This window comes from Pseudomonas sp. FBCC-B35, from assembly GCF_059133755.1.
The window spans coordinates 2,148,133-2,170,001 of sequence record NZ_CP101439.1; the positions used below are offsets into that span (position 1 = coordinate 2,148,133).

Sequence of the window (21,869 nt, forward strand, 5' to 3'; positions counted from 1 at the left end):
GGAACCATCGTGCTCACGATCTACAACACACTGACCAAGACCAAGGAGCCGTTCAAACCGTTGGACGGCAACAACGTGCGCATGTACGTCTGCGGCATGACCGTCTACGACTACTGCCACCTGGGCCATGGTCGCAGCATGGTGGCCTTCGACCTGGCCACCCGGTGGTTGCGCAAGAGCGGCTACAACCTGACGTACGTGCGCAACATCACCGACATCGATGACAAGATCATCAACCGGGCCAACGAGAACGGAGAAACCTTCGACGCACTCACCGCCCGTATGATCGACGCGATGCATGAGGACGAACGCCGCCTCAACATCCTACCTCCGGACCAGGAACCGCGCGCTACCGATCACATTGCCGGCATGCATGCCATGATCCAGACCTTGATCGACAAAGGGTATGCGTATGCGCCTGGCAACGGCGACGTGTACTACCGCGTCGGCAAGTTCGTGGGTTACGGCAAGCTCTCGCGCAAGAAGATCGAAGACCTGCGCATCGGTGCGCGAATCGAGGTCGGCGAGGCCAAGCAGGACCCGTTGGACTTCGTACTGTGGAAGGGCGTCAAGCCAGGCGAACCCAGCTGGGAGTCACCCTGGGGGCCTGGCCGGCCTGGTTGGCACATCGAGTGCTCGGTGATGTCCACGTGCTGCCTGGGTGAGAGTTTCGACATCCATGGCGGCGGCAGCGACCTTGAGTTCCCGCACCACGAGAACGAAATTGCCCAGAGCGAAGCTGCAACCGGCAAGCCGTACGCCAACGCCTGGATGCACTGCGGCATGATTCGCATCAACGGCGAGAAGATGTCCAAGTCGCTGAACAACTTCTTCACCATTCGTGACGTGCTGGAAAAGTATCACCCTGAAGTGGTGCGCTATCTGCTGGTGGCGAGCCACTACCGCAGCGCGATCAACTATTCGGAGGACAGCCTGCGTGATGCCAAGGGCGCACTGGAGCGGTTCTACCACGCCTTGCGTGGCCTGCCCCGTGTCCCGGCCAGCGGTGGGGATGCTTTCGTCGAGCGTTTCACTGCTGCGATGAACGACGATTTCGGTACGCCGGAAGCCTGCGCCGTGTTGTTCGATCTGGTCCGCGAGATCAACCGCCTGCGCGAGAGCGATGTGTCTGCAGCGGCAGGCTTGGCGGGGCGTTTGCGTGAGCTGGGTGACGTGCTGGGTGTGTTGCAGCTGGAGGCCGATGACTTCCTGCGTGCGGGCGCTGAAGGCAAGGTGGACGCAGCTCAGGTCGAGGGTTTGATCCAGGCGCGGTTGCAGGCGCGGGCCGACAAGAACTGGGGCGAGTCTGATCGCATCCGTGACCAGTTGACGGCCATGGGTGTGGTGCTTGAAGACAGCAAAGGCGGGACGACCTGGCGGTTGGCGGACTGATCTGGGGGGCGAGCTGATTGGGTTGCTCGCAACCCATGTCTAGCGCGCCTCGACTCCAAGATTGCCAAGCTAGTCGCCCTTGTCCTTGTCCTTGTCCTTGTCCTTACCGCTACGTGTTTCTGCTTCTGCTTCTAAGCGCGCGATAGTCCAGGCGCCACAGATCGCGACTTCAGGAGGCCGAGCGCAGGGCTTGCGGAGGGAGGTGACAGGCATGGATGCCTGTCAAGCGCTGGGCCCCAGGATGGGGCCTGCAGCGCGGTCCTCCCGGGAGCAAGCCCGGAGCGAGGGAACCCCGGAGCGTAGCGTAGGGGCCGGATGATAGGAGCAGGCGGTTTTTGCTTACTTTTTGACAAGACAAAAAGTGAGCCGCCGTAAGGGCGGAAGGGTGACTGTGCGCCACCCGCGCCAATGAATACCAACTTGCTGTATGCGCCCACGCTTTGAAGTTTGAAGTTTGAAGTTTGAAGTTTGGAGTTTTAAGTTTGAAGTTTGAAGTTTGAAGTTTGATTGGGTTGGTGTGGGTATTGATAGAGCGCATAGTCCATTTGCGATGGCGACGCTTAATCACCTTTTCGCCCTTACGGCGAGTTACTTTTTGTCAAACGCCACAAAAAGTAACCAAAAAAGGCTGCGCTCCGTTCATACGGCCCCTACGCTGCGCTTCGGGGTTCCCTCACTCCGGTCTTGCTCCCGGGAGGACCGCGCTGTAGGCCCCATCCTGGGGCCCAGCGCTTGACAGGCATCCATGCCTGTCACCTCCCTCCGCAAGACCTGCGTTCGGCCTTCTGAAGTCGCGAAGATCAAAAGCAAGATCAAGATCAAGATCAAGATCAAGATCAACAGTAAGCCGTTAAACTCTCCTTAGTGGAGCCATCTGGGTACGCGTAATGGTTATATTCGGAACAGTGGTCACGATATCTGCTGGGTATCTAGCAACTTGTAGGAGCGGCCTAGTGCCGCGATGGGCCGCAAAGCGGCCCTAAAAGACTCAAACACGAAATAGGAACTTTTGGATTTACTGCGCGGGTCCCCGCGCCGGTCCAGCGCCCCCTACAAGTCCGCTCCATGCCCGCACCACCGCAACGATTGCCAGCCTGCACCGGCTTACTTAACCAAGCCCGCAAGAGGACAATGCAACACCAGCTTCGCCCCTCCCAGCCGACTTTCACCGATCTCCAAACCAAACCCATGCAAGTCCACGATCGCCGCCACGATGGACAGACCCAAGCCGAAGCCCGCATGCCGATGCCCCTCGTCGCTGCGATAGAACCGCTTGAGCACCGCAGTACGCTCCTGTTCCGCAATGCCAGGTCCCGTGTCTTCCACAGCCAAGTGCACGCCCGTGTCATCTTGGGAGGCTGCGATCTGTACCTGTCCTCCTTCCGGCGTAAACTTGATGGCGTTGCCCACCAGGTTGGCCAGCGCCTCGAACAACAGCTCGCGGTCGCCATGCAGCGCTGCCAGCTGCCCTGGTTGATGCAAGGTCAATTGGATGCCACCGTCCTCCGCCAATGGCAGGTAGAAATCGTGAAGTTCCACCAACAGGTCATATGGGTCCAGCTGCGTGAACCCTGCACGACGCTGGCGATCTTCCAACTCGCTGATCCGCAACAGCCCGCGAAAACGGGCCATTAGCGTATCGGTTTCACCAATGGCTTGGTCCAGCGCCTCCGCCTGGGCGGTATCGGCATCGCTTTGCTGGCGTATGCGGTACAGCTGCGCGCGCAGCCGCGTCAGCGGCGTACGCAGGTCGTGGGCGATGTTGTCGCACACACCCTTGACCTCGTGCATCAGGCGCTCGATGCGGTCGAGCATGGCGTTGACGATGGCAGCCAGCATGTCCAACTCATCGCGCCGTGCCGACAGCGGCAAGCGATGGGTCAGGTCGCCCGCCACGATCAGTTCGGCCTGGGCCTGTACCGCACGGATGCGCTTGAGCGGCCTGCGCCTGAGCAGGTACCAACCTGCAAAACCCGGGATCAGCGTCAACGAGATGCCCCACAGCAAGGCGTCGAGGATGATACGTGTGACGACGAACAACGAGCCGTTGTCCCGGAACAACACCAACCAACGGCCATCCTGCACCTTGATCGCCACCGCATCGCAGCTATGGCGCGGCATGTTCGGATCGTCGGCATTCAGGCAGCGCTTGAGCTCGTGAATCTTGCCGTCCAGTGCCAGCTCAGGGGGCAGGGCACGCACACTGCCGCCCAACGGGTTGAGTTGCGCGTCGAACAGGCCATAGGCATCGAAACTGCGTTCTTCGAACGCCTGGCTGGCGATCAGGGCGTCGTCCAGTTGCTTGCCGCTCATGTGCGCGAACAGGTGTTGGCGCTGCAGCATCGAATGCCGGGTGAGTTTGTTCAGGTAGCTGGAAACCTCGAAGTACAGCACCCCCATGAGGATGCTGCTCCAGGCCACGAACAGAAAACTGTAAAGCGCCAGCAGCCGGCTCGTGGACGAACTCCAGCCCTTAGACGGGTTCAGCAATGGCATAACCGGAGCCCCGTACGGTACGGATCAACGGCGACTGGCCAGGCAGGTCGATCTTCTTGCGCAGGCGGCCGATGTGCACGTCAATGAGGTTGGTGCCTGGATCGAAGTGATACCCCCAGACTTCCTCGAAGATCATCATCCGCGTGATGACCTGACCGCTGTGACGCATCAGGTATTCGAGCAGTTTGTACTCGGTGGGGAGCAAATTGAGCGTGTGCTCGCCGCGCCGGGCTTCATGGGTGATGAGGTCCAGCTCCAGGTCGGCCACCTGCAGCTTAGTCTGAGTCATGGGCACACTGTTGCGGCGCAGCAAGACTTCGACGCGCGCTGCCATCTCGTCCGAGGCGAACGGCTTGGTCAAGTAGTCGTCGCCGCCTGCACGCAGGCCCCGCACCCGTTCATCCACGTCCGACAGCGCGCTGATCATCAGAATGGGCGTGGCGATCTTGAGATTGCGTAGGGTGGTGACGATGGTCAGCCCGTCCACCTCCGGCAACATGCGATCAAGGGTGATCAGGTCATAACCGCCGGCGATGGCCTTGGCCAGGCCCTCGCGGCCATTGTCGGCCCAGTCAACGTCCAAGCCATGGCTGTTGAGTTCAGCGACGATTTCCTGACCGGTGACGGCGTCGTCTTCGATGGTGAGTACGCGAGGCATGCGGGTTCCCGGGCATCCAGATGAAAGCCTGATTGTGCCAAAGAACGGCCAGCAGGCGATTTAAGAATAATTCATCTGGCGCCTGTTGCATTGCTTTGCTTGTTTATCGGCTTGCGTGGCACATGGGCAAGCAAGTACGACTCGGCTGTGAGAGGATAGGCCGCATCACAGCCAGGACCCGAACACAGCCTGATGAAGACACCCAAGAGAATCGAACCCCTGATTGAGGACGGCCTGGTCGACGAGGTACTGAGGCCGTTGATGAGTGGCAAGGAGGCCGCCGTGTACGTGGTGCGCTGTGGCAACCAGGTACGCTGCGCCAAAGTGTACAAGGAAGCCAACAAGCGCAGCTTCCGCCAGGCGGCCGAGTATCAGGAAGGGCGCAAGGTGCGAAACAGCCGTCAGGCCCGGGCCATGGCCAAGGGCAGCAAGTACGGGCGCAAGGAGGCCGAGGATGCCTGGCAGAACGCCGAGGTGGCCGCGCTCTTCCGGCTGGCCGGGGCAGGCGTCAGGGTACCCAAGCCCTACGACTTCCAGGATGGCGTGCTGCTCATGGAGCTGGTGACCGATGCCGATGGCAATGCTGCGCCCCGGCTGAACGATGTTTACCTCGAGGCGGACCAGGCGCGGGACTATCACCGGTTCGTGATCAGCCAGATCGTACTGATGCTCTGCTCGGGGCTCGTCCATGGCGACCTCTCGGAGTTCAACGTACTGCTGGGCCCGGACGGGCCGGTGATCATCGACTTGCCTCAGGCAGTGGACGCTGCGGCCAACAACCATGCGTTCAGCATGCTGCAGCGCGATGTGTCGAACATGGCGCACTATTTCGGACGCTTTGCACCTGAGCTGAAAGCCACCCGTTATGCGCAGGAAATGTGGGCCCTGTACGAAGCCGGCGAATTGCGTCCCGACAGTCCGCTCACGGGGTTGTTCGCTGAAGATGAGCAGGCAGCGGACGTGGCGGGGATCATGCGCGAGATCGATGCCGCCCGGCTGGACGATGCCCGCCGCCGTGAAGCGCGAGCCGAAGCCGAGCAGGCGCAACCCCAGGCTCAAGAGCCACCGCCGCCCTGGCTGCGCTGACACATCCAACCTGCCGGTGCGGGCGAACGCCATACATCAGGCTGCGCCGGCCAGGTTTTGGCCCGCGCGACGGTCATTGCCTTTGACGCAAGACAATATCTCGTCATTTGGCCTTTCCAGTGTCGCGGCTCGGGCTTAAGGTATACGCCGTTCATCTTTCTGGAGCTGTCATGTCCACTCTTTTCCCGTCCGTCCGTCCCCGCCGTCTGCGCAAGAGTCAAGCGCTGCGCAGCGTTTTTCAGGAGACCGAGTTCCGCCTCGATGATCTGATCTTGCCGATCTTCGTGGAGGAGGGTATCGATGACTTCGTGCCGATCAAGAGCATGCCTGGGGTCAATCGCATCCCCGAGAAGCTGTTGGCGCAGGAGATCGAGCGTTACGCCCGTGCTGGCATTCGTTCGGTGATGACCTTCGGGGTCTCCCACCATCTGGACGCCGTGGGCAGCGACACCTGGAATGAAAACGGCCTGGTCGCGCGCATGTCGCGGATCTGCAAGGATGCGGTGCCGGAAATGGTCGTGATGTCCGATACCTGCTTCTGCGAATATACCAGCCACGGCCACTGTGGCGTGCTGCATGACCACGGCGTGGACAACGACGCCACCTTGGCCAACCTCGGCAAGCAGGCCGTGATTGCCGCCGCGGCAGGTGCTGATTTCATCGCGCCCTCGGCGGCCATGGACGGGCAGGTCCAGGCAATTCGCAGTGCGCTGGACGGCGCAGGCTTCCATGACACGGCGATCATGGCCTACTCCACCAAGTTTGCCTCTTCCTTGTATGGGCCTTTCCGCGAAGCGGGCGGTACGGCGCTCAAGGGCGACCGCAAGAGCTACCAGATGAACCCCATGAATCGCCGCGAAGCGGTGCGCGAATCACTGCTCGACGAGCAGGAGGGCGCCGACGTACTCATGGTCAAGCCGGCGGGTGCCTACCTGGATGTGATTGCCGACATTCGTAACGCCTCGCGCCTGCCATTGGCGGCCTACCAAGTCAGTGGCGAGTACGCCATGATCAAGTTCGGTGGACTGGCTGGTGCCATCGATGAGGGCCGCGTCATGCGCGAGAGCATTGGGGCGATCAAGCGTGCGGGCGCCGACTTGATCCTGACCTACTTTGCCATGGACCTGGCGCTGGAAGGTATTTGAAAACGTGGTCATTGGGGCTGCGCAGCAGCCCCAATGACCCAGCGCCCTAAAAGCTCGCATCCCTCTTTAAGCCTGCGTTTCACAAAAAAACGCTAAGCGCTGAATTATTTAGTGTCCCTTTGTATCTGATCCCTTAGAGCAGTCACCGTCAGGGATAAATAAATGAAATCTCGCAAGAAAAGGGTTCAGCCGATTGGCCTGAAGGACATCACCATCGTCGATGACGCCAAGATGCGCAAGGCCATTACCGCCGCTGCGCTGGGCAATGCGATGGAGTGGTTCGACTTCGGCGTCTATGGCTTCGTCGCCTATGCCCTGGGCAAAGTGTTCTTCCCCAATGCCGACCCTAGCGTTCAAATGATTGCCGCGCTGGCCACTTTCTCCGTGCCGTTCCTGATCCGACCACTGGGTGGTTTGTTCTTCGGCGCGCTCGGCGACCGTTTCGGGCGACAGAAGATTCTCGCCGCCACCATCGTCATCATGTCCTTGAGCACATTCGCCATTGGCCTGATACCGTCCTATGCCAGTATCGGCATATGGGCGCCGATTCTGCTGTTGCTGGCCAAGATGGCCCAGGGCTTCTCGGTAGGGGGGGAGTACACCGGCGCTTCGATTTTCGTGGCCGAGTATGCGCCTGACCGCAAGCGTGGTTTCCTGGGCAGCTGGTTGGACTTCGGCTCCATCGCCGGCTTCGTACTGGGCGCCGGCGTGGTGGTGATGATCTCCACCGTATTGGGTGAGGAGAAATTCCTCGAGTGGGGCTGGCGCCTGCCGTTCTTCCTGGCCTTGCCACTGGGTATGATCGGCTTGTACCTGCGTCATGCGCTGGAGGAAACCCCAGCCTTCCAGCAGCATGTCGACAAACTGGAGCAAGGTGACCGTGAAGGCCTGGCTTCCGGGCCCAAGGTGTCGTTCAAGGAAGTGGCGACCAAGCACTGGCGTAGCCTGATCACCTGCATCGGCGTGGTGATCGCGACGAACGTCACGTACTACATGCTGCTGACGTACATGCCCAGCTACCTGTCCCACAACCTGCATTACAGCGAAGATCACGGTGTACTGATCATCATCGCGATCATGGTGGGCATGCTGTTCGTGCAGCCGATAATCGGCCTTCTGAGTGACAAGTTTGGCCGTCGGCCCTTCATCATTCTGGGCAGCGTCGGCCTGTTTGCGGCGGCGATTCCTGCCTTCATGCTGATCAACAGCGGCGTGCTGGGCTTGATCTTCGCAGGCCTGCTGCTGATGGCCGTGCTGCTCAACTTCTTCATCGGTGTGATGGCTTCGACCCTGCCAGCGATGTTCCCGACGCATATCCGCTACAGCGCCCTGGCCAGTGCTTTCAACATTTCGGTGCTGATTGCAGGCCTTACCCCGACCCTGGCCGCCTGGCTGGTGGAAAGCTCCGGCAACCTGTACATGCCGGCGTACTACCTGATGGTGATTGCCGTGATCGGTTTCATCACCGGCGTGACCATGAAGGAAACGGCCAACAAGCCGTTGCGTGGCGCGGCGCCAGCAGCCTCCGACATCGACGAGGCGCGCGAGCTGCTTCAGGAGCACCACGACAATATCGAGCAGAAAATCGAAGACATCGATACCCAGATTGCTGAACTGGAGGCCAAGCGCAAGCTGCTGGTGCAGCAGCATCCCCGTATCGACTGATCAGCGAGGCATGTAGCCTCGCTGCCAGGCACGAGGAATGAGCAGCGACACCAGGGTCAGCAGGCAGGTCAAGAGGCAACTGCCGACCATAGCCTGAAGACCCAGGTGTTTCTGCAACCCAGCGCCACAGGCTGCCCCCAGTAACATGCCCAGCCACGGCACCAGTTGCACCCGCCAGCCATGACGGCGAGCGCCCAGCATCCAGTGGCCCAGGCCACGACCAAAGCGCGAAAGGGCACCGGTAACGTAGGTCAGGCCAATCGGCAGCCCGTTGACCTGTTCAACCACTGCATTGATCATCCCCATCGCCAATGTGGCGGCCAACAAAGGTACTGAGGTATTCGGCGCGGGCGTCATCCCCGCAAACCCGAGCAGAACGGCTACCACCAGCAACACTGGCCAAGCACGGCGCCGGCATGAGTGTGCCAGCACCACACCCAGGGTATTGCCGGCCACGAAGCCCAACAGCGCACCTGCCAGGCGCAGTATCATCGGGCCATCGACGTCATTGATGGCGACGGCAAGGCGGGTGGTGTTGCCGCTCATGAACGATACGAAATCGCCCAAGGCCAACAGACCGATGGCATCGGTCATCCCTGCCAGTACCGACAGGCCGGCCACCAGCCCCAACCCTACGCGGCCTCGTAACCTGTGGACACGATGGCGCTTGGAGGTAGGTGTGGCCGTGGTGGATGGCAGCATGTGCAGTCCTCGGGTCTACCGTTGCTCGCGGGCCAGGGTGTTACGAATGGTGCGCTCCACGACATCGACCAGCACCATGGTGTGGTGATCGACTTCGATATTGAGCAGGTCGCCTTTCTGATAACGGGTGAACGTGGTCTGGCGCAGGGTTTCTGGAATGAGGTTGATGGTGACCACGTTGTCGTCGATGTCGGCGACGGTAAGGCTGCAGCCATTGACGCCAATAAAGCCACGGGCAAAGACGTACTTGGCCCATTCGGGCGGCATGCGGAACTTGATATATGCACCGGCGTCGGCGATGGAGATGTCGACGATGTCTGCAGTGGTGGCGATGTGGCCAGCCATGAGGTGGCCGCCCACCTCCGCATTCATTTTTGCCGAGCGCTCGATGTTCACCCCTTGGCCGGGCTGCAGGTTTCGCAGGTTGGTGCGTTCCAGCGTTGCCGTCATGGCGTCGAAGCGCACCTGGGTGCCTTCGATTTCGGTGACCGACAGGCAAGTGCCTTCAACGCTGACACTGGCACCGATCTTCAGATCGTCGAGCAGTGCCGGGGTGAGGTCGATGGTGAACTGGTTGTGGCCAGGGTGACGGGCGATATCAAGCAGAGGGCGGACGGCCTGGACGATGCCGGTGTACATTGCGTTGCTCCTGGGCACAGGTAAGTTGACTTGCGCAAACTATGCCCAGGCGCTTGCAAATGCAAGTCACAGCACCTCAGACGTGGCCACTGCTGTTGACGATGCGCAGGCATAGCGCTTCGTAAGGGTCCAGGTTGACCATCAACCGCCCGTCCTCGGTCAAATCGCCTTCGACCGTTTCGTTGATCATGTCCACCACAGGGCCTGGTGTGAAACCGGTCAGTTGCAGTTCTTCACTGATCTCGTCCTGGCTGAAGTTCAGGGCGGTTATCTGGGTACCGCGCCCTGCAGGCAGTTCGTGAACCATCACCAGCAGGCCAGGCGAAGTCACATCCGGCACCAGCAGTTGCCGGCTAGTGGCGATGCCATACGCCTGGCGAACCGCGAGCAGCTTCTTGACCTTACTGGCGAACGAGTCACTGCGCTCCAGTTGTTCATCAAGGCTGCCATACAACGCGCGCGCACGCGGCATGCCCCGCACTGAGGTCTGCGCCTCTGGGTCAAGACCTGCCAGGTCATAACCGCCGCGATGAATCCAGCGAGTGTCGCCGTCGGTCATTCGCTCAGCCACCGCTTCGCCCGGCAAGGGAAGGGCGCCTACCAGGTCCCAGCCGGATATGGCCACCACCCCAGGCTGCATGGCGTTGTACATCACCAGCAGCAAATGCAGCTTCTGTATCGATTCGACCTGCTCGGGGGTGATGTCATCAAGCTCACGGATTCCCAGGGCAGCGGTGATCAAGCTGGCCGTGGTGCAGGAGATGCCATTGGTGACGAACCGCAGGTTGTAAGGTGCGTGTTCGCCGGACAGGCGCTCGTAGATCTCCTCGCGGATATGCTCGCGCAGGATGCTGCCTGGCAAGGTCTGGCCCTTGTACAGGTACATGTCATGCGCATGCAGTGTCCAGAAATGCACCAGCTCGACCGTCAACTCGTCATGGTTTTGCAAGGCATGGATCAGCGAGGCCGGGTCGATGCCGAAGGCGTGCATTTCCTTGAACATCAAGCGCAGGAATTCGGTGTCGCCGGTCAGCAGCGCGTGCTGATAGGCCGGTCGGGTAATGAAGTCGTAGGACAGGTCGGCACCGCCGCTGGACATCTGGGCGATGTCATCGAGGGTGAGGTTCAACTCCTGGAAGCTGAACCCTCCTGCCTTGCGGATCATGCCACCGATCAACTGGTTACCAACCAGCGACAAGGGATGGCTTTCCGACCAGGCGGTGCCGCTGGCCCGGGTTTCGACGCCAAGGAAACCGTTGGCATCCAGACGCAAGCCACGTGCGCCCAGGCAGTCCAGGGCGTGCAGGGCATCGCCGATGATCATCTGCTGCGCCGTGAACGTCGGGTCTAGCCAGTTCAGGGAGGGTTGACCGTCCTTGAAATAATGCAGGTAAACCCAGCGGCGGGTTTTGCCATCCACGCCCGTGATCGGCGCCGTGGCACTCCAGTCAGTCTCTTTGACGCCTGGCTCGAAGAAGATCACCCGTTGCAGCTGGCCGACGATATAGTGGCGGGCCTTGAGCTCGTCGCACTGAGCTGGGAGCAGGTTGACCGAATCGCGGCCCTCGGGCACGTCAGGTAGCAGCCCCCAGTCCTCTTCACGGATTTCGACCATGTGGTAGAGGCCAGGGTAGGGCGCCAGCGCCAGCTCGGCCAGACGGAAGTCGGCGCCTTTGCCAGTGTGCGAAGGGATCAGGTCATCGATGGTCACGGCATTGTGGGCAGCGGCCATGCGGCTCATCTGCACCAGTTCCTGCTCGGTACCGTAAAGCGGGTCGATGTCGAAGCTGATACGGTCGAAGTTGCCGTCTACACTCGGCGTAACCTCGCGTCCGCTGATGCCGCCGGAACGCTTGATCGGCCCGGTGTGCACCCCTTGAATACCAATGTCTGACAGACGCTTCCATAGCGCTTCATGGGCCAAGGCACCCAGCACTGAGCATCCATCCGGCGCGATGATCGCATCGGGGTAGACCGTGAGCCAGACGGAGGCGATTTCTGTCGCACGGCGCGGCTGTGCCTGGGCGTAGGGCTGTTGCCACAGGCGCGCTTGCCCGGAGTACAGGCTGGCCCGCTCCTGGGATGCCTTTAGCATGGAGCGTTCTTCAAGCCATTTGACGTATGACGGGTCGGGTTGGGTCATCTCGCGTCCTCTTTGCGTGTCGGCACCGGCTCAGGTTAAGACGGCAGGGCACGCGGAACGTTCGGCTCGAGACAGGGTTTGTCGCAGACGCTTTGGTTGCCTGCTAGCAGTCAACCTTCCCGGGAGGACTTGTTGATCTGCTTGCCAGCTTGGGCCGCTACTTCCACGGCCTGGCCGTCACGCTGCTTGCCTTGGCGCGCCAGACCCTCCAGTTGAGGGATGAGCATCCCTTCTGGCAAATGGCGCCAGAACCGGCCAGGCATATGCAAGCGCAAGGCATTCGGATTCAGGCGGGCGGGGTTGAAGGTATGGCGGTAGTAGGTACGCCACAACTCGGCGCCAGGGTCTTCTGCGTGCTGCGCCCATTGCTGCCAGAGCTCCGGGCAGCGGCGTTGATAGTCGAAATGGCGGCCGTCATAGCGGATGCCATCGCGCGGCGTTGCGATCAGCCACCGCAGCCGTCCCAGCCTGTCGGCAAAATGGGGGCTGGCGCTTTGCAGAATGTCGTGAGCAGGTTCGTGAAAAGCGACCAGGTCCAATTGCAAGTGCTCGACCAGCGCTTCAGGTAGCGGCACGAACCGCAAGAACGCATGCAGATGATGGGCTTCGCGGCTGACTTGCTTGATGCGTCGATGCAGTTCGCTGCCCAGCCGATCACCGGCCAGCATCGCCGTGCGGTCGCCGTGGGCGACCCGCCACAGCACGTCGTACAACAGGTTCCACCGCTGCTCGCCGTGATAGCGTGCCGCTTCTTCCAGTTGACCGAGCAAGGCCGCTGGCACCTTTGCCCGAAACGGGCCCGTACCCGCCGGCAGCGTGGTGGTGTCCGCCAGCATGTCGGTCATGGGCCCCTGCGACCAGGTGACTTGCGATGGATCGATGCCATGGCTCAGCAGGGACCTGGCTTGCTCACGCCAGATCCCGAACAGGTCATCGCAATCGAGCGCAATCACCCCCACAGCCCCATTTGAACCGGTGCCTGTGGCTCGCGCAGGCGGGCACGCAGCAGGCTGCTGCGTAGGTCGGCCTGGGCTGGGCGGTAATCGCTGGTCACGATAAAGGGCCGCGCCTTGTCGAGCACGCAGCGCAGCTGAATCAGGTCGTCATAGCGGATACGCCGCTCGCGACGCAAGGCGACCAGGCGCTGCACACTGCGCAGGCCTATCCCTGGAATGCGAGCGAGGAGCGCGGGCTCTGCGCGGTTCACATCCAGCGGGAACACTTCGCGATTAGCCAGTGCCCATGCCAGCTTGGGATCGATATCCAACGCCAGGTTGCCGGTCTGGCCCAACAGCTCGCCGGCTTTATAACCGTATCCACGCAAGAGGAAATCGGCCTGGTACAAGCGGTGTTCACGCAGCAGAGGCGGGGCGGCCAGTGGCACGCTGCCCGGGCTGTCGGGGATAGGGCTGAAGGCTGAGTAGTAGACGCGTTTGAGGCCGTACCCCTGGTACAGCGATTCGGCATTGCGCAGCAATGTGCTGTCGTCGGTACTGTCGGCCCCGACAATAACCTGGGTGCTTTGGCCGGCAGGGGTAAAGCGCGGAGCGCGAGGCTCGTTGGCCACCGCTTGCTGCCCCTGATGAATCACGCCCATGGCTTGACGAATGGTCGACGCTTGTTTTTCCGGTGCCAGGCGCTTGAGGCTGTCGTCGGTGGGCAGCTCGATGTTGACGCTCAAGCGATCGGCCAGGCGGCCTGCTTCTTCGATCAACAGCGGATCGGCGTCCGGAATGGTCTTGAGGTGGATATAGCCACGGAAGTTATGTTCTTCGCGCAGCAATCGCGCCACTCTGATCAGCTGCTCCATGGTGTAGTCGGCCGAGCGAATGATGCCCGAGCTCAGGAACAGGCCACTGATGCAGTTGCGCCGGTAGAAGTCCAAGGTCAGGCGTACCACTTCTTCGGGGCTGAACCGTGCGCGAGGCACATTGCTCGAACGTCGGTTGACGCAATACTGGCAGTCGTACAGGCAAAAGTTGGTAAGCAGAATTTTCAGCAGAGACACGCAGCGACCATCGGGTGTATAGCTGTGGCAAATGCCCATGCCGTTGGTAGCGCCCAAACCAGTGCCACCACGCGAGCTGCGTTTTGGCGCACCACTACTGGCGCACGATGCATCGTATTTGGCGGCATCGGCAAGAATGCCCAGTTTGGCGATCAGTTGCATGACTCTTACCTGTCGTACTGAGTATTCATACAGTATTGAGGGCCAGGGTCAATTGCAAGGGTTGAACGTCGCGCGGCGGGGTATCCGAGCAAATTCGTGGGTTATCCGATGAATGGTTGGACAGCGGACGGCTGAGGGATTTAAGTGGTTAACAAAGATTCAGTGTGGGCTGATCGATAACGGAAGAGGGCGCCTCAACGGCGCCCTCTGGGGTGAATCAGGCTTCAGCGTCCCACGGACGGTCACCTTTTTCATCCTTCACCCGGGTTGGCAAGCCCATCATGTCCAGCGCCTTGAGGAACGGCTCGGCGGGCAGCTCCTCGACGTTGACCATGCGCTTGGCATCCCACTCGCCGCGGGCGACCAGCAAGGCAGCGGCGACCGGTGGCACGCCCGCAGTGTAGGAAATGCCCTGGCTGTCCGTTTCAGCGTACGCCTCTTCGTGGTCGGCCACGTTGTAGATGAACACTTCACGGGGCTGCCCGTCCTTGGTGCCTTTGACCAGGTCACCGATGCAGGTCTTGCCGGTGTAGCCGGGCGCCAGGGACGCAGGATCAGGCAGCACGGCCTTGACCACTTTAAGCGGTACCACTTCCAGGCCTTCTGCGGTCTTGACTGGCTGCTCGCTGAGCAGGCCCAGGTTTTTCAGGACCGTGAATACATTGATGTAATGCTCGCCGAAACTCATCCAGAATCGGACGTTGGGTACGTTCAGGTTCTTGGAGATGGAGTGCACTTCATCGTGACCGGTGAGGTACAGGTTTTGCGAACCCACCACGGGCAGGTCATCGGTACGCTTGACTTCGAACATGGTGTTGCTGGTCCACTGGCTGTTCTGCCAGCTCCACACCTGCCCGGTGAACTCGCGGAAATTGATTTCCGGGTCGAAGTTGGTGGCAAAGTACTTGCCATGCGAGCCTGCATTGACGTCGAGAATGTCGATCGAATCAATGTGGTCGAAATACTGCTGCTGCGCCAGTTTGGCGTAGCTGTTGACCACACCCGGGTCGAAACCGACGCCGAGAATGGCCGTGATGTTCTTGGCCTGGCACTCTTCGAGGTGTTTCCACTCGTAGTTTCCGTACCATGGCGGGGTTTCACAGATCTTGCCCGGCTCCTCGTGGATAGCGGTATCCAGGTAGGCGACGCCGGTATCGATGCACGCACGCAGCACCGACATGTTCAGGAACGCGGAGCCGACATTGATCACGATTTGCGATTCGGTCTCGCGGATCAATGCTTTGGTTGCCTCGACGTCGAGGGCATTGAGCGAAAAGGCCTGAATGTCGGCGGGTACCTTGAGGCTACCCTTGGCCTTGACGCTGTCGATGATGGCCTGGCATTTGGAGATGTTCCGTGACGCGATGGCAATACGACCCAGTTCGTCGTTATGCTGCGCGCACTTGTGGGCCACCACCTTGGCGACACCTCCTGCACCAATGATAAGAACGTTCTTCTTCAATTTACCTGTTGCTCCTTACAGACGAGGCCTGTCTTACGACAGGCTGGAAACGTAGTCTTCGAAACCGAACTCGCGTACCACCTCGACGCTGCCGTCGAGTTGCTTGACCACGATGGATGGCATCTTCAAACCGTTGAACCAGTTTTTCTTGACCATGGTGTAACCCGCAGCATCCACGAAGGACAGGCGGTCGCCGATCGCCAGCGGGCGTTCGAACTGGTATTCACCGAAAATATCGCCGGCCAGGCAAGACTTGCCGCATACCATGTAGGTGTGCTCGCCGTCGTTGGGCGCCATCTTGGCGTTGAGGCGGTAGATCAGCAGGTCGAGCATGTGCGCTTCGATCGAGCTGTCGACCACGGCCAGGTGCTTACCGTTGTACAGCGTGTCCAGCACAGTCACTTCCAGCGAAGCGCTCTGGGTGATCGCGGCTTCACCTGGCTCCAGGTAGACCTGCACGCCATAGGTCTGCGAGAACGCCTTCAGGCGCGCGCAGAAATCGTCCAGTGCATAGCCTTCGCCGGTGAAGTGGATGCCGCCGCCCAGGCTTACCCATTTCACTTTGTGCAGCAGGTGGCCGAAACGTTCCTCGATACGGGACAGCATCTGATCGAACAAGGCGAAGTCGCCGTTCTCGCAGTTGTTGTGGAACATGAAGCCTGATACCTGATCGATCACGGTCTCGATCTTGGCCGGGTCCCATTCCCCCAGGCGGCTGAACGGGCGCGCCGGGTCGGCCAGCTGATAGTCCGAGCTGCTGACCTGGGGGTTGACGCGCAAACCCCGGACCTTGCCTTCGGACTGCTCGGCGAAGCGTTGCAGCTGGCCAATGGAGTTGAAGATGATCTTGTCGCAGTTCTCGAGCATCTCCTGGACCTCGTCGTCGGCCCACGCCACGCTATAGGCGTGGGTTTCACCGGCGAACTTCTGGCGGCCGAGCTTGAGCTCGTACAGCGAAGACGACGTGGTGCCGTCCATGTACTGCTGCATCAGGTCGAACACCGACCAAGTGGCGAAGCACTTGAGCGCCAGCAGCGCTTTGGCACCCGAGTGTTCGCGCACATAGGCGATCTTCTGCATGTTGCTCAGCAGCTTGGTCTTGTCGATGAGGTAGTACGGCGTATTGATCATTTAGAGGCCCTCGGCAAGGCCGGCCAAAAAAAGGACACGCATTGTGCCTTCACTCGCCGCAGATCGAAAGGGTGCAATTGCATTTCGTCCGGGCAGCGTTGCCGTGACTGAATCTTTTTGCGTTCGGCGTGCTCAGTAGAACAACGACAGATGACACTCTCAATCTTCCCACGCAGGGTGCAAGGAGAAATCGATGAGCAATGCCTTCAAGAAAGGTGACAAGGTGCACTGGAACTCAGAGGCCGGCGTCATACATGGCACCGTCGAGAAAGTGCATACCCAGGATGTCGAATTCATGGGGCGTCAGCGCCATTGCTCAAAGGAGGAGCCACAGTACGAGGTCAAGAGCGACAAGACCGGGCACATGGCCATGCACAAAGAGCAGGCATTGAAGAAGGGCTGAGAACACAGGTTATTGCGTTGGTGCTCAGTTGCCCGTGTGTATCACGGGCTTTTTTATGAGCCGTTTCGTCAGGTGCACTTTGCAGCCTGTGACGCAAGGAGCGGGTTCAGGGCCGCTCCCCGCACCCGCAGGCTGGTTTCATGCCTCGAGCGCTGCCCGCCACGCCTGGATCTGCGCCAAGGTTGCCGTGGCGCCCCCGCACACGACCACCAGTACATTGCGGTAGCTTGCCAGTGCGCCGGCGTCATACCCCACCGCCAAAGCGGCGCCGCAGGCCGGCTCGACCAGCAGACGGTGATCCAGCAAAAAGCGCTCGCACGCCTCCAGGGCCTGCCGGTCACTGACCAGCAGGCTTTGCACGGGATGTTCCTGGGTGCAGAGAAACGCGTGTTCGGCTACCTGTTTCGCGCCCAGCGTGGTGGCAATCGTATCCAGCCGCTCCAACGTCACCAATTCGCCGGCTTCGATGGCGGCATGCAAGGAGGCTGCGCCCTGGGTTTCCACGGCCAGGACCGGCACATCGGCCCAACCATTGCGCTGTAGCCCCTGCACGACGCCGCTCAGCAAACCGCCGCCGCCCACGGAAAGCACGACGGCATCGGGCTTGATGCCGGCTTCTGCCACCTCGTCGACCAGGCTGGCATGGCCTTCCCACAGCAGCGGATCGTCGAACGGGTGAATGAACGCGGCATCGTCGCCCATCAGGCTCAGCGCCAACGCATTGGCCTCCTGCCAGGACTGCCCGTGGACGATGACCTCCGCGTCTTCAAGGCGCAGCAATTGCTGGGCGCGCGCGGTGGTGGTCTCGGGCACGACAACGGTCACGGGAAGGCCGAGCTTGCGCCCGACATAGGCGACAGCGAGCCCGGCATTGCCGCCTGACGACGACACGAACCGTTTAGCGCCGCGGCCGTGGTGGAACTCACAGGCGTGGGCGACGCCGCGCAGCTTGAAGGAGCCGCAGGGCTGCAATGCCTCGAGCTTGAGCCAGACTGTGCAATCGGCAGCCAGCGACAATGGGCGTGATTCGATAAGGGGGGTAGGGATGTGCAAGGTCACTGGGAGGCTCCGCGCAAATGTTCGAGGTAGTTGTAGACGGTGTACCGGGTCACGCCGAGGGCGTTGGCCGCTTTCTCGACGCCGCCCTTGACGATGAACAGCCCGCGTTCCTGCATCACGCGCACCGCTTCGATCTTGGCTTGCCTGGTCATGCGGCCTTGGCCGGTGCCATGCAGGGCCGCCTGGATGATCTCGGTCATCAGCGCCTCCATGTCGGCGGGCTCCGCCAGCGCGGGCGCGGTGCCCATGGGCGCGAAGCTTTGTAAAAAGCCCATGGCAGCCTCCAGGCCCGTGACATCGGTGTTGATGCACAGGCTGGCGAAGGGGTGGCCAGCGCTGTCGCGAAAGATCGCGGTAGCGCTGCGCAGCGTGCGGCCCTTGATGGCGGTCGGGTAGTCGGGCAGTACGACAGGCCCGCAGCCTTGCTGATCAGCCGCGGCCTTGAGCAACGCTTTCAGGCCTTGATCCTGCTCCGGTACAGCCAGGATAGGGCTTCCCACCTGCCGGCCGGAGAGGTGGCCATTGACGATGGCAACGACGGACCGTTCGGGATGGTCCAGGTCGTGAAGCAGGATTTCGGTGTTTTGTGTGACAACGCTGCCCAAGGCCTCAATGGAGGCTTTGAGCACGCTCAAGGTCAAGCGGCGTTCATCTTCGGGTAAGAGGGCCATGCGAACTCTTCGAATCAACAGTTTGTGCATATTTACACATAACGTTGATTTTCGCGAGATGCCTGGCGCTCTGTTGTGCCGTCAGCCCAAGGGCGGGGTGCGGGGTGGAATCATCCGCCGTGAACCGGTGGCTTCGAACGCTGCGGCAAAGCTCAACAGTGCAGTGTCACTGTAGGCCCGCCCCGCGAAGGTCAGGCCTACCGGCATACCGATGTCGCTCATCACGCCCATGGGTACGGTGACCGTGGGCACGCCCAGGTGGCGTATGGCCAGGTTCCCGTTGGCCACCCACACGCCATTGCTCCAGGCAATGTCGGCCGATGCCGGGTTCACATCGGCGTCGGCCGGCCCGACGTCGGCCACGGTGGGGAACAACACGGCATCGAGCCCAAGCGCTTGCATCCAGTCTTCCAGGTCGATCTTGCGAGTCTGTTCAAGGCCACGCAGACCGTCAGGCAGGGTCTCGATCTGATCCCAGGTCTTCAGGCCGCGCTTGGCCATGTTGACGTACTCATCCATGCCGGCGGCCAGATCATCCTCACGGTTGGGCAGGGTGCCAGGGTCGTGTGGGAAAATTCGTGGACCGTCCACATCCGCCAGCCGGTTGAGATTCGGGTCGTCATTGGCGCGCAGGAAGTCGTCGAACGCCCAGCCGGAGAGCTCCCACAGCTCATCGTGCAGGAATGCCTTGCTGACGATGCCCCGGTTGTAGACGGTCGGCGCGCCCGGCCGGTCGCCTTCACAGTTGGAGACCAGCGGGAAGTCGACTTCCACAACCTGGGCACCGGCCTTTTCCAGGGCTTGGCGAGCTTGCTGCCACAGCGTCATGACGCTTGCCCGCGTCTGGATGCGCTGGCCGGTAGGGCCGCCAATGCCCGGTTTTTCCGACGTGCCCGCGTGCTCGTCGGCGTTGATGTACATGCGCGGTACGCCGAATCGCTTGCCTTGCAGGGCGGCGGTGCCTGCTGCCAGGTCCAGGTAGCTGGTCGGGCGGACCTGCGAGGGTTTCGGGATCGAGACCCAGGGCTGCAGCCGCCATAGGTCACCCCGGGTATCGGGATCATCGGCCACGACCACGTCGAGAATTTCCAGCAGGTCATGCATGGTGCGGGCGAACGGCACGACCACATCCATCGTCGGCGTGAGGGGCCAGTTACCCCTGACCGAAATGATCCCGCGTGAGGGGGTGTAGGCGCACAGCCCGTTGTTCGACGCAGGGCCTCGGCCGCTGGACCAGGTTTCCTCGGCCAGGCCGAAGGCGCTGAAGCTCGCAGCTGTCGCGGTACCGGCGCCGTTAGAGGAGCCCGAAGCGAAGGGCGCGGTCAGGTACGCCGCATTGTAGGGGCTCTCGGCGCGACCATAGACGCCGCGCTGCATGCCACCGTTGGCCATGGGCGGCATGTTGGTCTTGCCCAGGCAGATGGCCCCGGCTCCGCGCAGCCGTTCGATGGTGAAGGCGTCGCGCTGGGCTATCAGGTGCTTGAAGGCTGGGCTACCGGACGCTGCGGTCAGGCCTTTTACCAAATAGCTGTCCTTGGCGGTGTAGGGTATGCCGTCCAAGGGCCCAAGCACCTCGCCACGGGCCCGGCGGGCGTCCGAGGCCTCGGCTTCGGCAAGTGCATCGGGATTGCGCACTACCACGGCGTTGAGGGCGGTGTCGGTGCCGGCGCCATCGTAGGCGTCCATGCGGGCCAGGTAGGCCTTGACCAGTTCGACCGCCGTCGTGCGGCCCGCCTCGAGCGCGCTGCGCAACTCGGCGATGGAAACCTCGGTTACCTCGATCATGCGTTCACCAGAAAATGCAGGTTGAGCTAATGCGGTAATGCTGTTCATCTGAGATCGTTGGGACCGCGATGGGCCGCGCAGCGGCCCTAAGTGAACAGCATTAGGCTAATGCGGGGAGTGTACAAGAAGGTTAAAGCGTACGCAGGTGTGCGCAGGAGCAAACGGGTGCGTGCAAGGGGGCATTGAATGGGGGCACCTCATTGACACCTGGGCGGCCCCGCCAGCAGGGCCGCCCGAGGATCAGCAGGCCGTTCAGTCCAGATCCGCTGCCGAATGCCGCTCCGGTACCTGGCTGGCTTCATCACCCCAGGTCCGGTTCACGCGCGTGCCGCGTTGCACGGCGGGACGTGCAGCGATCGCCTGGGCCCAGCGCTGAACGTTGGGGTATTCGTGAACTGCGAGAAACTCTGCAGCGTTGTAGAGGTTGCCCAGCACAAGCTGGCCGTACCATGACCACACCGCTATATCGGCGATGCTGTAATGACCGCCGGCAAGGTAGGTGGTTTCGCCCAAACGGCGGTCGAGCACGTCCAGCTGCCGCTTGGCTTCCATGGTGAAGCGATTGATCGCGTACTCGATTTTTTCCGGCGCATACACGTAGAAATGCCCAAACCCACCACCCAAGTACGGCGCCGCGCCCATTTGCCAGAACAGCCAGTTCAGGGCTTCGGTGCGTTCGGCTGCAGTTTGCGGGAGCAGGGCATCGAACTTCTCGGCCAGGTACAGCAGGATGGACCCCGATTCGAATACCCGCACCGGCGGCTCGACGCTGCGGTCAACCAATGCGGGGATCTTGGAGTTTGGATTGACCTGCACGAAGCCGCTGGAGAACTGGTCACCTTCGCCGATACGGATCAGCCAGGCATCGTATTCAGCGCCGGCATGGCCGAGTTCCAGCAGCTCTTCCAGGGCGATAGTGACCTTGACGCCATTGGGTGTAGCCAGGGAATAAAGCTGCAGCGGTTGCTCGCCCACTGGCAGGTCCTTGTCATGGGTAGGCCCGGCGACCGGCCGGTTGATACTGGCGAAGTGGCCACCAGAGGCCGCTTCGTTGCGCCATACCTTCGGGGGTTGGTAAGCGGGTGTGCTCATGCTCGGCTCTCCACGATTGCGAATGATCGACGACGTCTGATTGACCTGCCTATATGCCACGGGTTCGATGGCGGGCACAAACACAAAACGGATCAGCCCTGGCGCGGCCGATGTTTCATCGGTTTTTCATTTTTGACGCAAGGGCAGCGATTAAGCTCAACCTATCCAGC

At 61.1% G+C, this 21,869-nt stretch carries 18 protein-coding genes; 5 read left to right on the forward strand and 13 right to left on the reverse strand.

The genetic code is table 11. From position 1 onward, the window contains the following. Nucleotides 1–9: 9 nt before the first annotated feature. Nucleotides 10–1,392 carry a cysteine--tRNA ligase gene (cysS, locus tag NMB38_RS09950; protein ID WP_049696079.1) on the forward strand — a complete coding sequence of 461 codons (1,383 nt, stop codon included), beginning with the start codon at nt 10–12 and terminating at the stop codon, nt 1,390–1,392. 1,104 nt (nt 1,393–2,496) lie between these two features. Here the strand turns inward: cysS and NMB38_RS09955 are convergent. Both NMB38_RS09955 and NMB38_RS09960 read right to left on the reverse strand, forming a co-directional pair. Further along, a complete protein-coding gene (locus tag NMB38_RS09955; RefSeq protein WP_049696077.1) occupies nt 2,497–3,888 on the reverse strand; it encodes a sensor histidine kinase in 1,392 nt (463 codons plus the stop codon). After that, nucleotides 3,866–4,546, reverse strand: a complete 681-nt coding sequence (locus NMB38_RS09960; protein WP_027916476.1) for a response regulator transcription factor — start codon at nt 4,544–4,546, stop codon at nt 3,866–3,868. The genes NMB38_RS09955 and NMB38_RS09960 overlap by 23 nt, the downstream gene beginning before the upstream one ends. Nucleotides 4,547–4,738: 192 nt before the next feature. On the opposite strand from NMB38_RS09960, the gene NMB38_RS09965 reads away from it, so the two are divergent. The 3 genes from NMB38_RS09965 to proP all read left to right on the forward strand — a co-directional run bounded on the left by NMB38_RS09965 (nt 4,739) and on the right by proP (nt 8,442). Then, nucleotides 4,739–5,632: a PA4780 family RIO1-like protein kinase gene (locus NMB38_RS09965; RefSeq protein ID WP_027916475.1), complete on the forward strand. Its 894-nt coding sequence runs from the start codon at nt 4,739–4,741 to the stop codon at nt 5,630–5,632. 170 nt (nt 5,633–5,802) lie between these two features. Then, the gene (gene hemB, locus NMB38_RS09970) at nt 5,803–6,777 is read left to right on the forward strand and encodes a porphobilinogen synthase (RefSeq protein ID WP_027916474.1); all 975 of its coding nucleotides are present in this window, start codon (nt 5,803–5,805) and stop codon (nt 6,775–6,777) included. Between the two features lie 162 nt (nt 6,778–6,939). Next, complete coding sequence (proP, locus tag NMB38_RS09975; RefSeq protein ID WP_027916473.1) at nt 6,940–8,442, forward strand: glycine betaine/L-proline transporter ProP; 1,503 nt, start codon at nt 6,940–6,942, stop codon at nt 8,440–8,442. Here the strand turns inward: proP and NMB38_RS09980 are convergent, their stop codons facing one another. The 7 genes from NMB38_RS09980 to nspC form a co-directional block, all read right to left on the reverse strand. Then, on the reverse strand, nt 8,443–9,144 hold the full coding sequence (locus NMB38_RS09980) for a YoaK family protein (RefSeq protein WP_104926121.1): 702 nt from the start codon (nt 9,142–9,144) through the stop codon (nt 8,443–8,445). 15 nt (nt 9,145–9,159) lie between these two features. Next, nucleotides 9,160–9,783 carry a riboflavin synthase gene (locus tag NMB38_RS09985; RefSeq protein ID WP_028687858.1) on the reverse strand — a complete coding sequence of 208 codons (624 nt, stop codon included), beginning with the start codon at nt 9,781–9,783 and terminating at the stop codon, nt 9,160–9,162. Between the two features lie 76 nt (nt 9,784–9,859). After that, entirely contained in the window at nt 9,860–11,926 is a 2,067-nt protein-coding gene (gene treS, locus NMB38_RS09990) for a maltose alpha-D-glucosyltransferase (protein WP_104926122.1), read from the reverse strand. 110 nt (nt 11,927–12,036) lie between these two features. Next, nucleotides 12,037–12,885, reverse strand: a complete 849-nt coding sequence (locus NMB38_RS09995; protein WP_027916469.1) for a TIGR03915 family putative DNA repair protein — start codon at nt 12,883–12,885, stop codon at nt 12,037–12,039. Next, a complete protein-coding gene (locus NMB38_RS10000; protein WP_088523795.1) occupies nt 12,876–14,096 on the reverse strand; it encodes a putative DNA modification/repair radical SAM protein in 1,221 nt (406 codons plus the stop codon). Before NMB38_RS10000 ends, NMB38_RS09995 begins: the two co-directional genes overlap by 10 nt. 217 nt (nt 14,097–14,313) lie before the next feature. Then, nucleotides 14,314–15,558, reverse strand: a complete 1,245-nt coding sequence (locus NMB38_RS10005; RefSeq protein ID WP_049696073.1) for a saccharopine dehydrogenase family protein — start codon at nt 15,556–15,558, stop codon at nt 14,314–14,316. A gap of 33 nt (nt 15,559–15,591) precedes the next feature. Further along, nucleotides 15,592–16,689 (reverse strand): carboxynorspermidine decarboxylase, encoded by a 1,098-nt coding sequence (nspC, locus tag NMB38_RS10010; protein ID WP_027916467.1) that lies wholly within the window; start codon nt 16,687–16,689, stop codon nt 15,592–15,594. Nucleotides 16,690–16,882: 193 nt separating this feature from the next. On the opposite strand from nspC, the gene NMB38_RS10015 reads away from it, so the two are divergent. Then, nucleotides 16,883–17,092, forward strand: a complete 210-nt coding sequence (locus tag NMB38_RS10015) for a hypervirulence associated TUDOR domain-containing protein (protein WP_027916466.1) — start codon at nt 16,883–16,885, stop codon at nt 17,090–17,092. Between the two features lie 138 nt (nt 17,093–17,230). Here the strand turns inward: NMB38_RS10015 and NMB38_RS10020 are convergent, their stop codons facing one another. The 4 genes from NMB38_RS10020 to yghU all read right to left on the reverse strand — a co-directional run bounded on the left by NMB38_RS10020 (nt 17,231) and on the right by yghU (nt 21,699). After that, complete coding sequence (locus NMB38_RS10020) at nt 17,231–18,151, reverse strand: pyridoxal-phosphate dependent enzyme (RefSeq protein ID WP_110607352.1); 921 nt, start codon at nt 18,149–18,151, stop codon at nt 17,231–17,233. Further along, nucleotides 18,148–18,852: a helix-turn-helix transcriptional regulator gene (locus NMB38_RS10025; protein WP_373456139.1), complete on the reverse strand. Its 705-nt coding sequence runs from the start codon at nt 18,850–18,852 to the stop codon at nt 18,148–18,150. The genes NMB38_RS10020 and NMB38_RS10025 overlap by 4 nt, the downstream gene beginning before the upstream one ends. 51 nt (nt 18,853–18,903) lie before the next feature. Next, on the reverse strand, nt 18,904–20,607 hold the full coding sequence (locus NMB38_RS10030) for an amidase (RefSeq protein WP_027916463.1): 1,704 nt from the start codon (nt 20,605–20,607) through the stop codon (nt 18,904–18,906). Between the two features lie 252 nt (nt 20,608–20,859). Next, entirely contained in the window at nt 20,860–21,699 is an 840-nt protein-coding gene (gene yghU / locus NMB38_RS10035) for a glutathione-dependent disulfide-bond oxidoreductase (protein ID WP_049696072.1), read from the reverse strand. Nucleotides 21,700–21,869: the final 170 nt, after the last annotated feature.

What these genes read in the sequence shown, in the direction of transcription:
- NMB38_RS09955 (WP_049696077.1), bottom strand. Translation starts at nt 3,888, where the DNA reads ATGCCATTGCTGAACCCGTCTAAGGGCTGGAGTTCGTCCACGAGCCGG.
- NMB38_RS09960 (WP_027916476.1), bottom strand. Translation starts at nt 4,546, where the DNA reads ATGCCTCGCGTACTCACCATCGAAGACGACGCCGTCACCGGTCAGGAA.
- NMB38_RS09965 (WP_027916475.1), top strand. Translation starts at nt 4,739, where the DNA reads ATGAAGACACCCAAGAGAATCGAACCCCTGATTGAGGACGGCCTGGTC.
- hemB (WP_027916474.1), top strand. Translation starts at nt 5,803, where the DNA reads ATGTCCACTCTTTTCCCGTCCGTCCGTCCCCGCCGTCTGCGCAAGAGT.
- proP (WP_027916473.1), top strand. Translation starts at nt 6,940, where the DNA reads ATGAAATCTCGCAAGAAAAGGGTTCAGCCGATTGGCCTGAAGGACATC.
- NMB38_RS09980 (WP_104926121.1), bottom strand. Translation starts at nt 9,144, where the DNA reads ATGCTGCCATCCACCACGGCCACACCTACCTCCAAGCGCCATCGTGTC.
- NMB38_RS09985 (WP_028687858.1), bottom strand. Translation starts at nt 9,783, where the DNA reads ATGTACACCGGCATCGTCCAGGCCGTCCGCCCTCTGCTTGATATCGCC.
- treS (WP_104926122.1), bottom strand. Translation starts at nt 11,926, where the DNA reads ATGACCCAACCCGACCCGTCATACGTCAAATGGCTTGAAGAACGCTCC.
- NMB38_RS10000 (WP_088523795.1), bottom strand. Translation starts at nt 14,096, where the DNA reads ATGCAACTGATCGCCAAACTGGGCATTCTTGCCGATGCCGCCAAATAC.
- nspC (WP_027916467.1), bottom strand. Translation starts at nt 16,689, where the DNA reads ATGATCAATACGCCGTACTACCTCATCGACAAGACCAAGCTGCTGAGC.
- NMB38_RS10015 (WP_027916466.1), top strand. Translation starts at nt 16,883, where the DNA reads ATGAGCAATGCCTTCAAGAAAGGTGACAAGGTGCACTGGAACTCAGAG.
- NMB38_RS10025 (WP_373456139.1), bottom strand. Translation starts at nt 18,852, where the DNA reads ATGCACAAACTGTTGATTCGAAGAGTTCGCATGGCCCTCTTACCCGAA.
- NMB38_RS10030 (WP_027916463.1), bottom strand. Translation starts at nt 20,607, where the DNA reads ATGATCGAGGTAACCGAGGTTTCCATCGCCGAGTTGCGCAGCGCGCTC.
- yghU (WP_049696072.1), bottom strand. Translation starts at nt 21,699, where the DNA reads ATGAGCACACCCGCTTACCAACCCCCGAAGGTATGGCGCAACGAAGCG.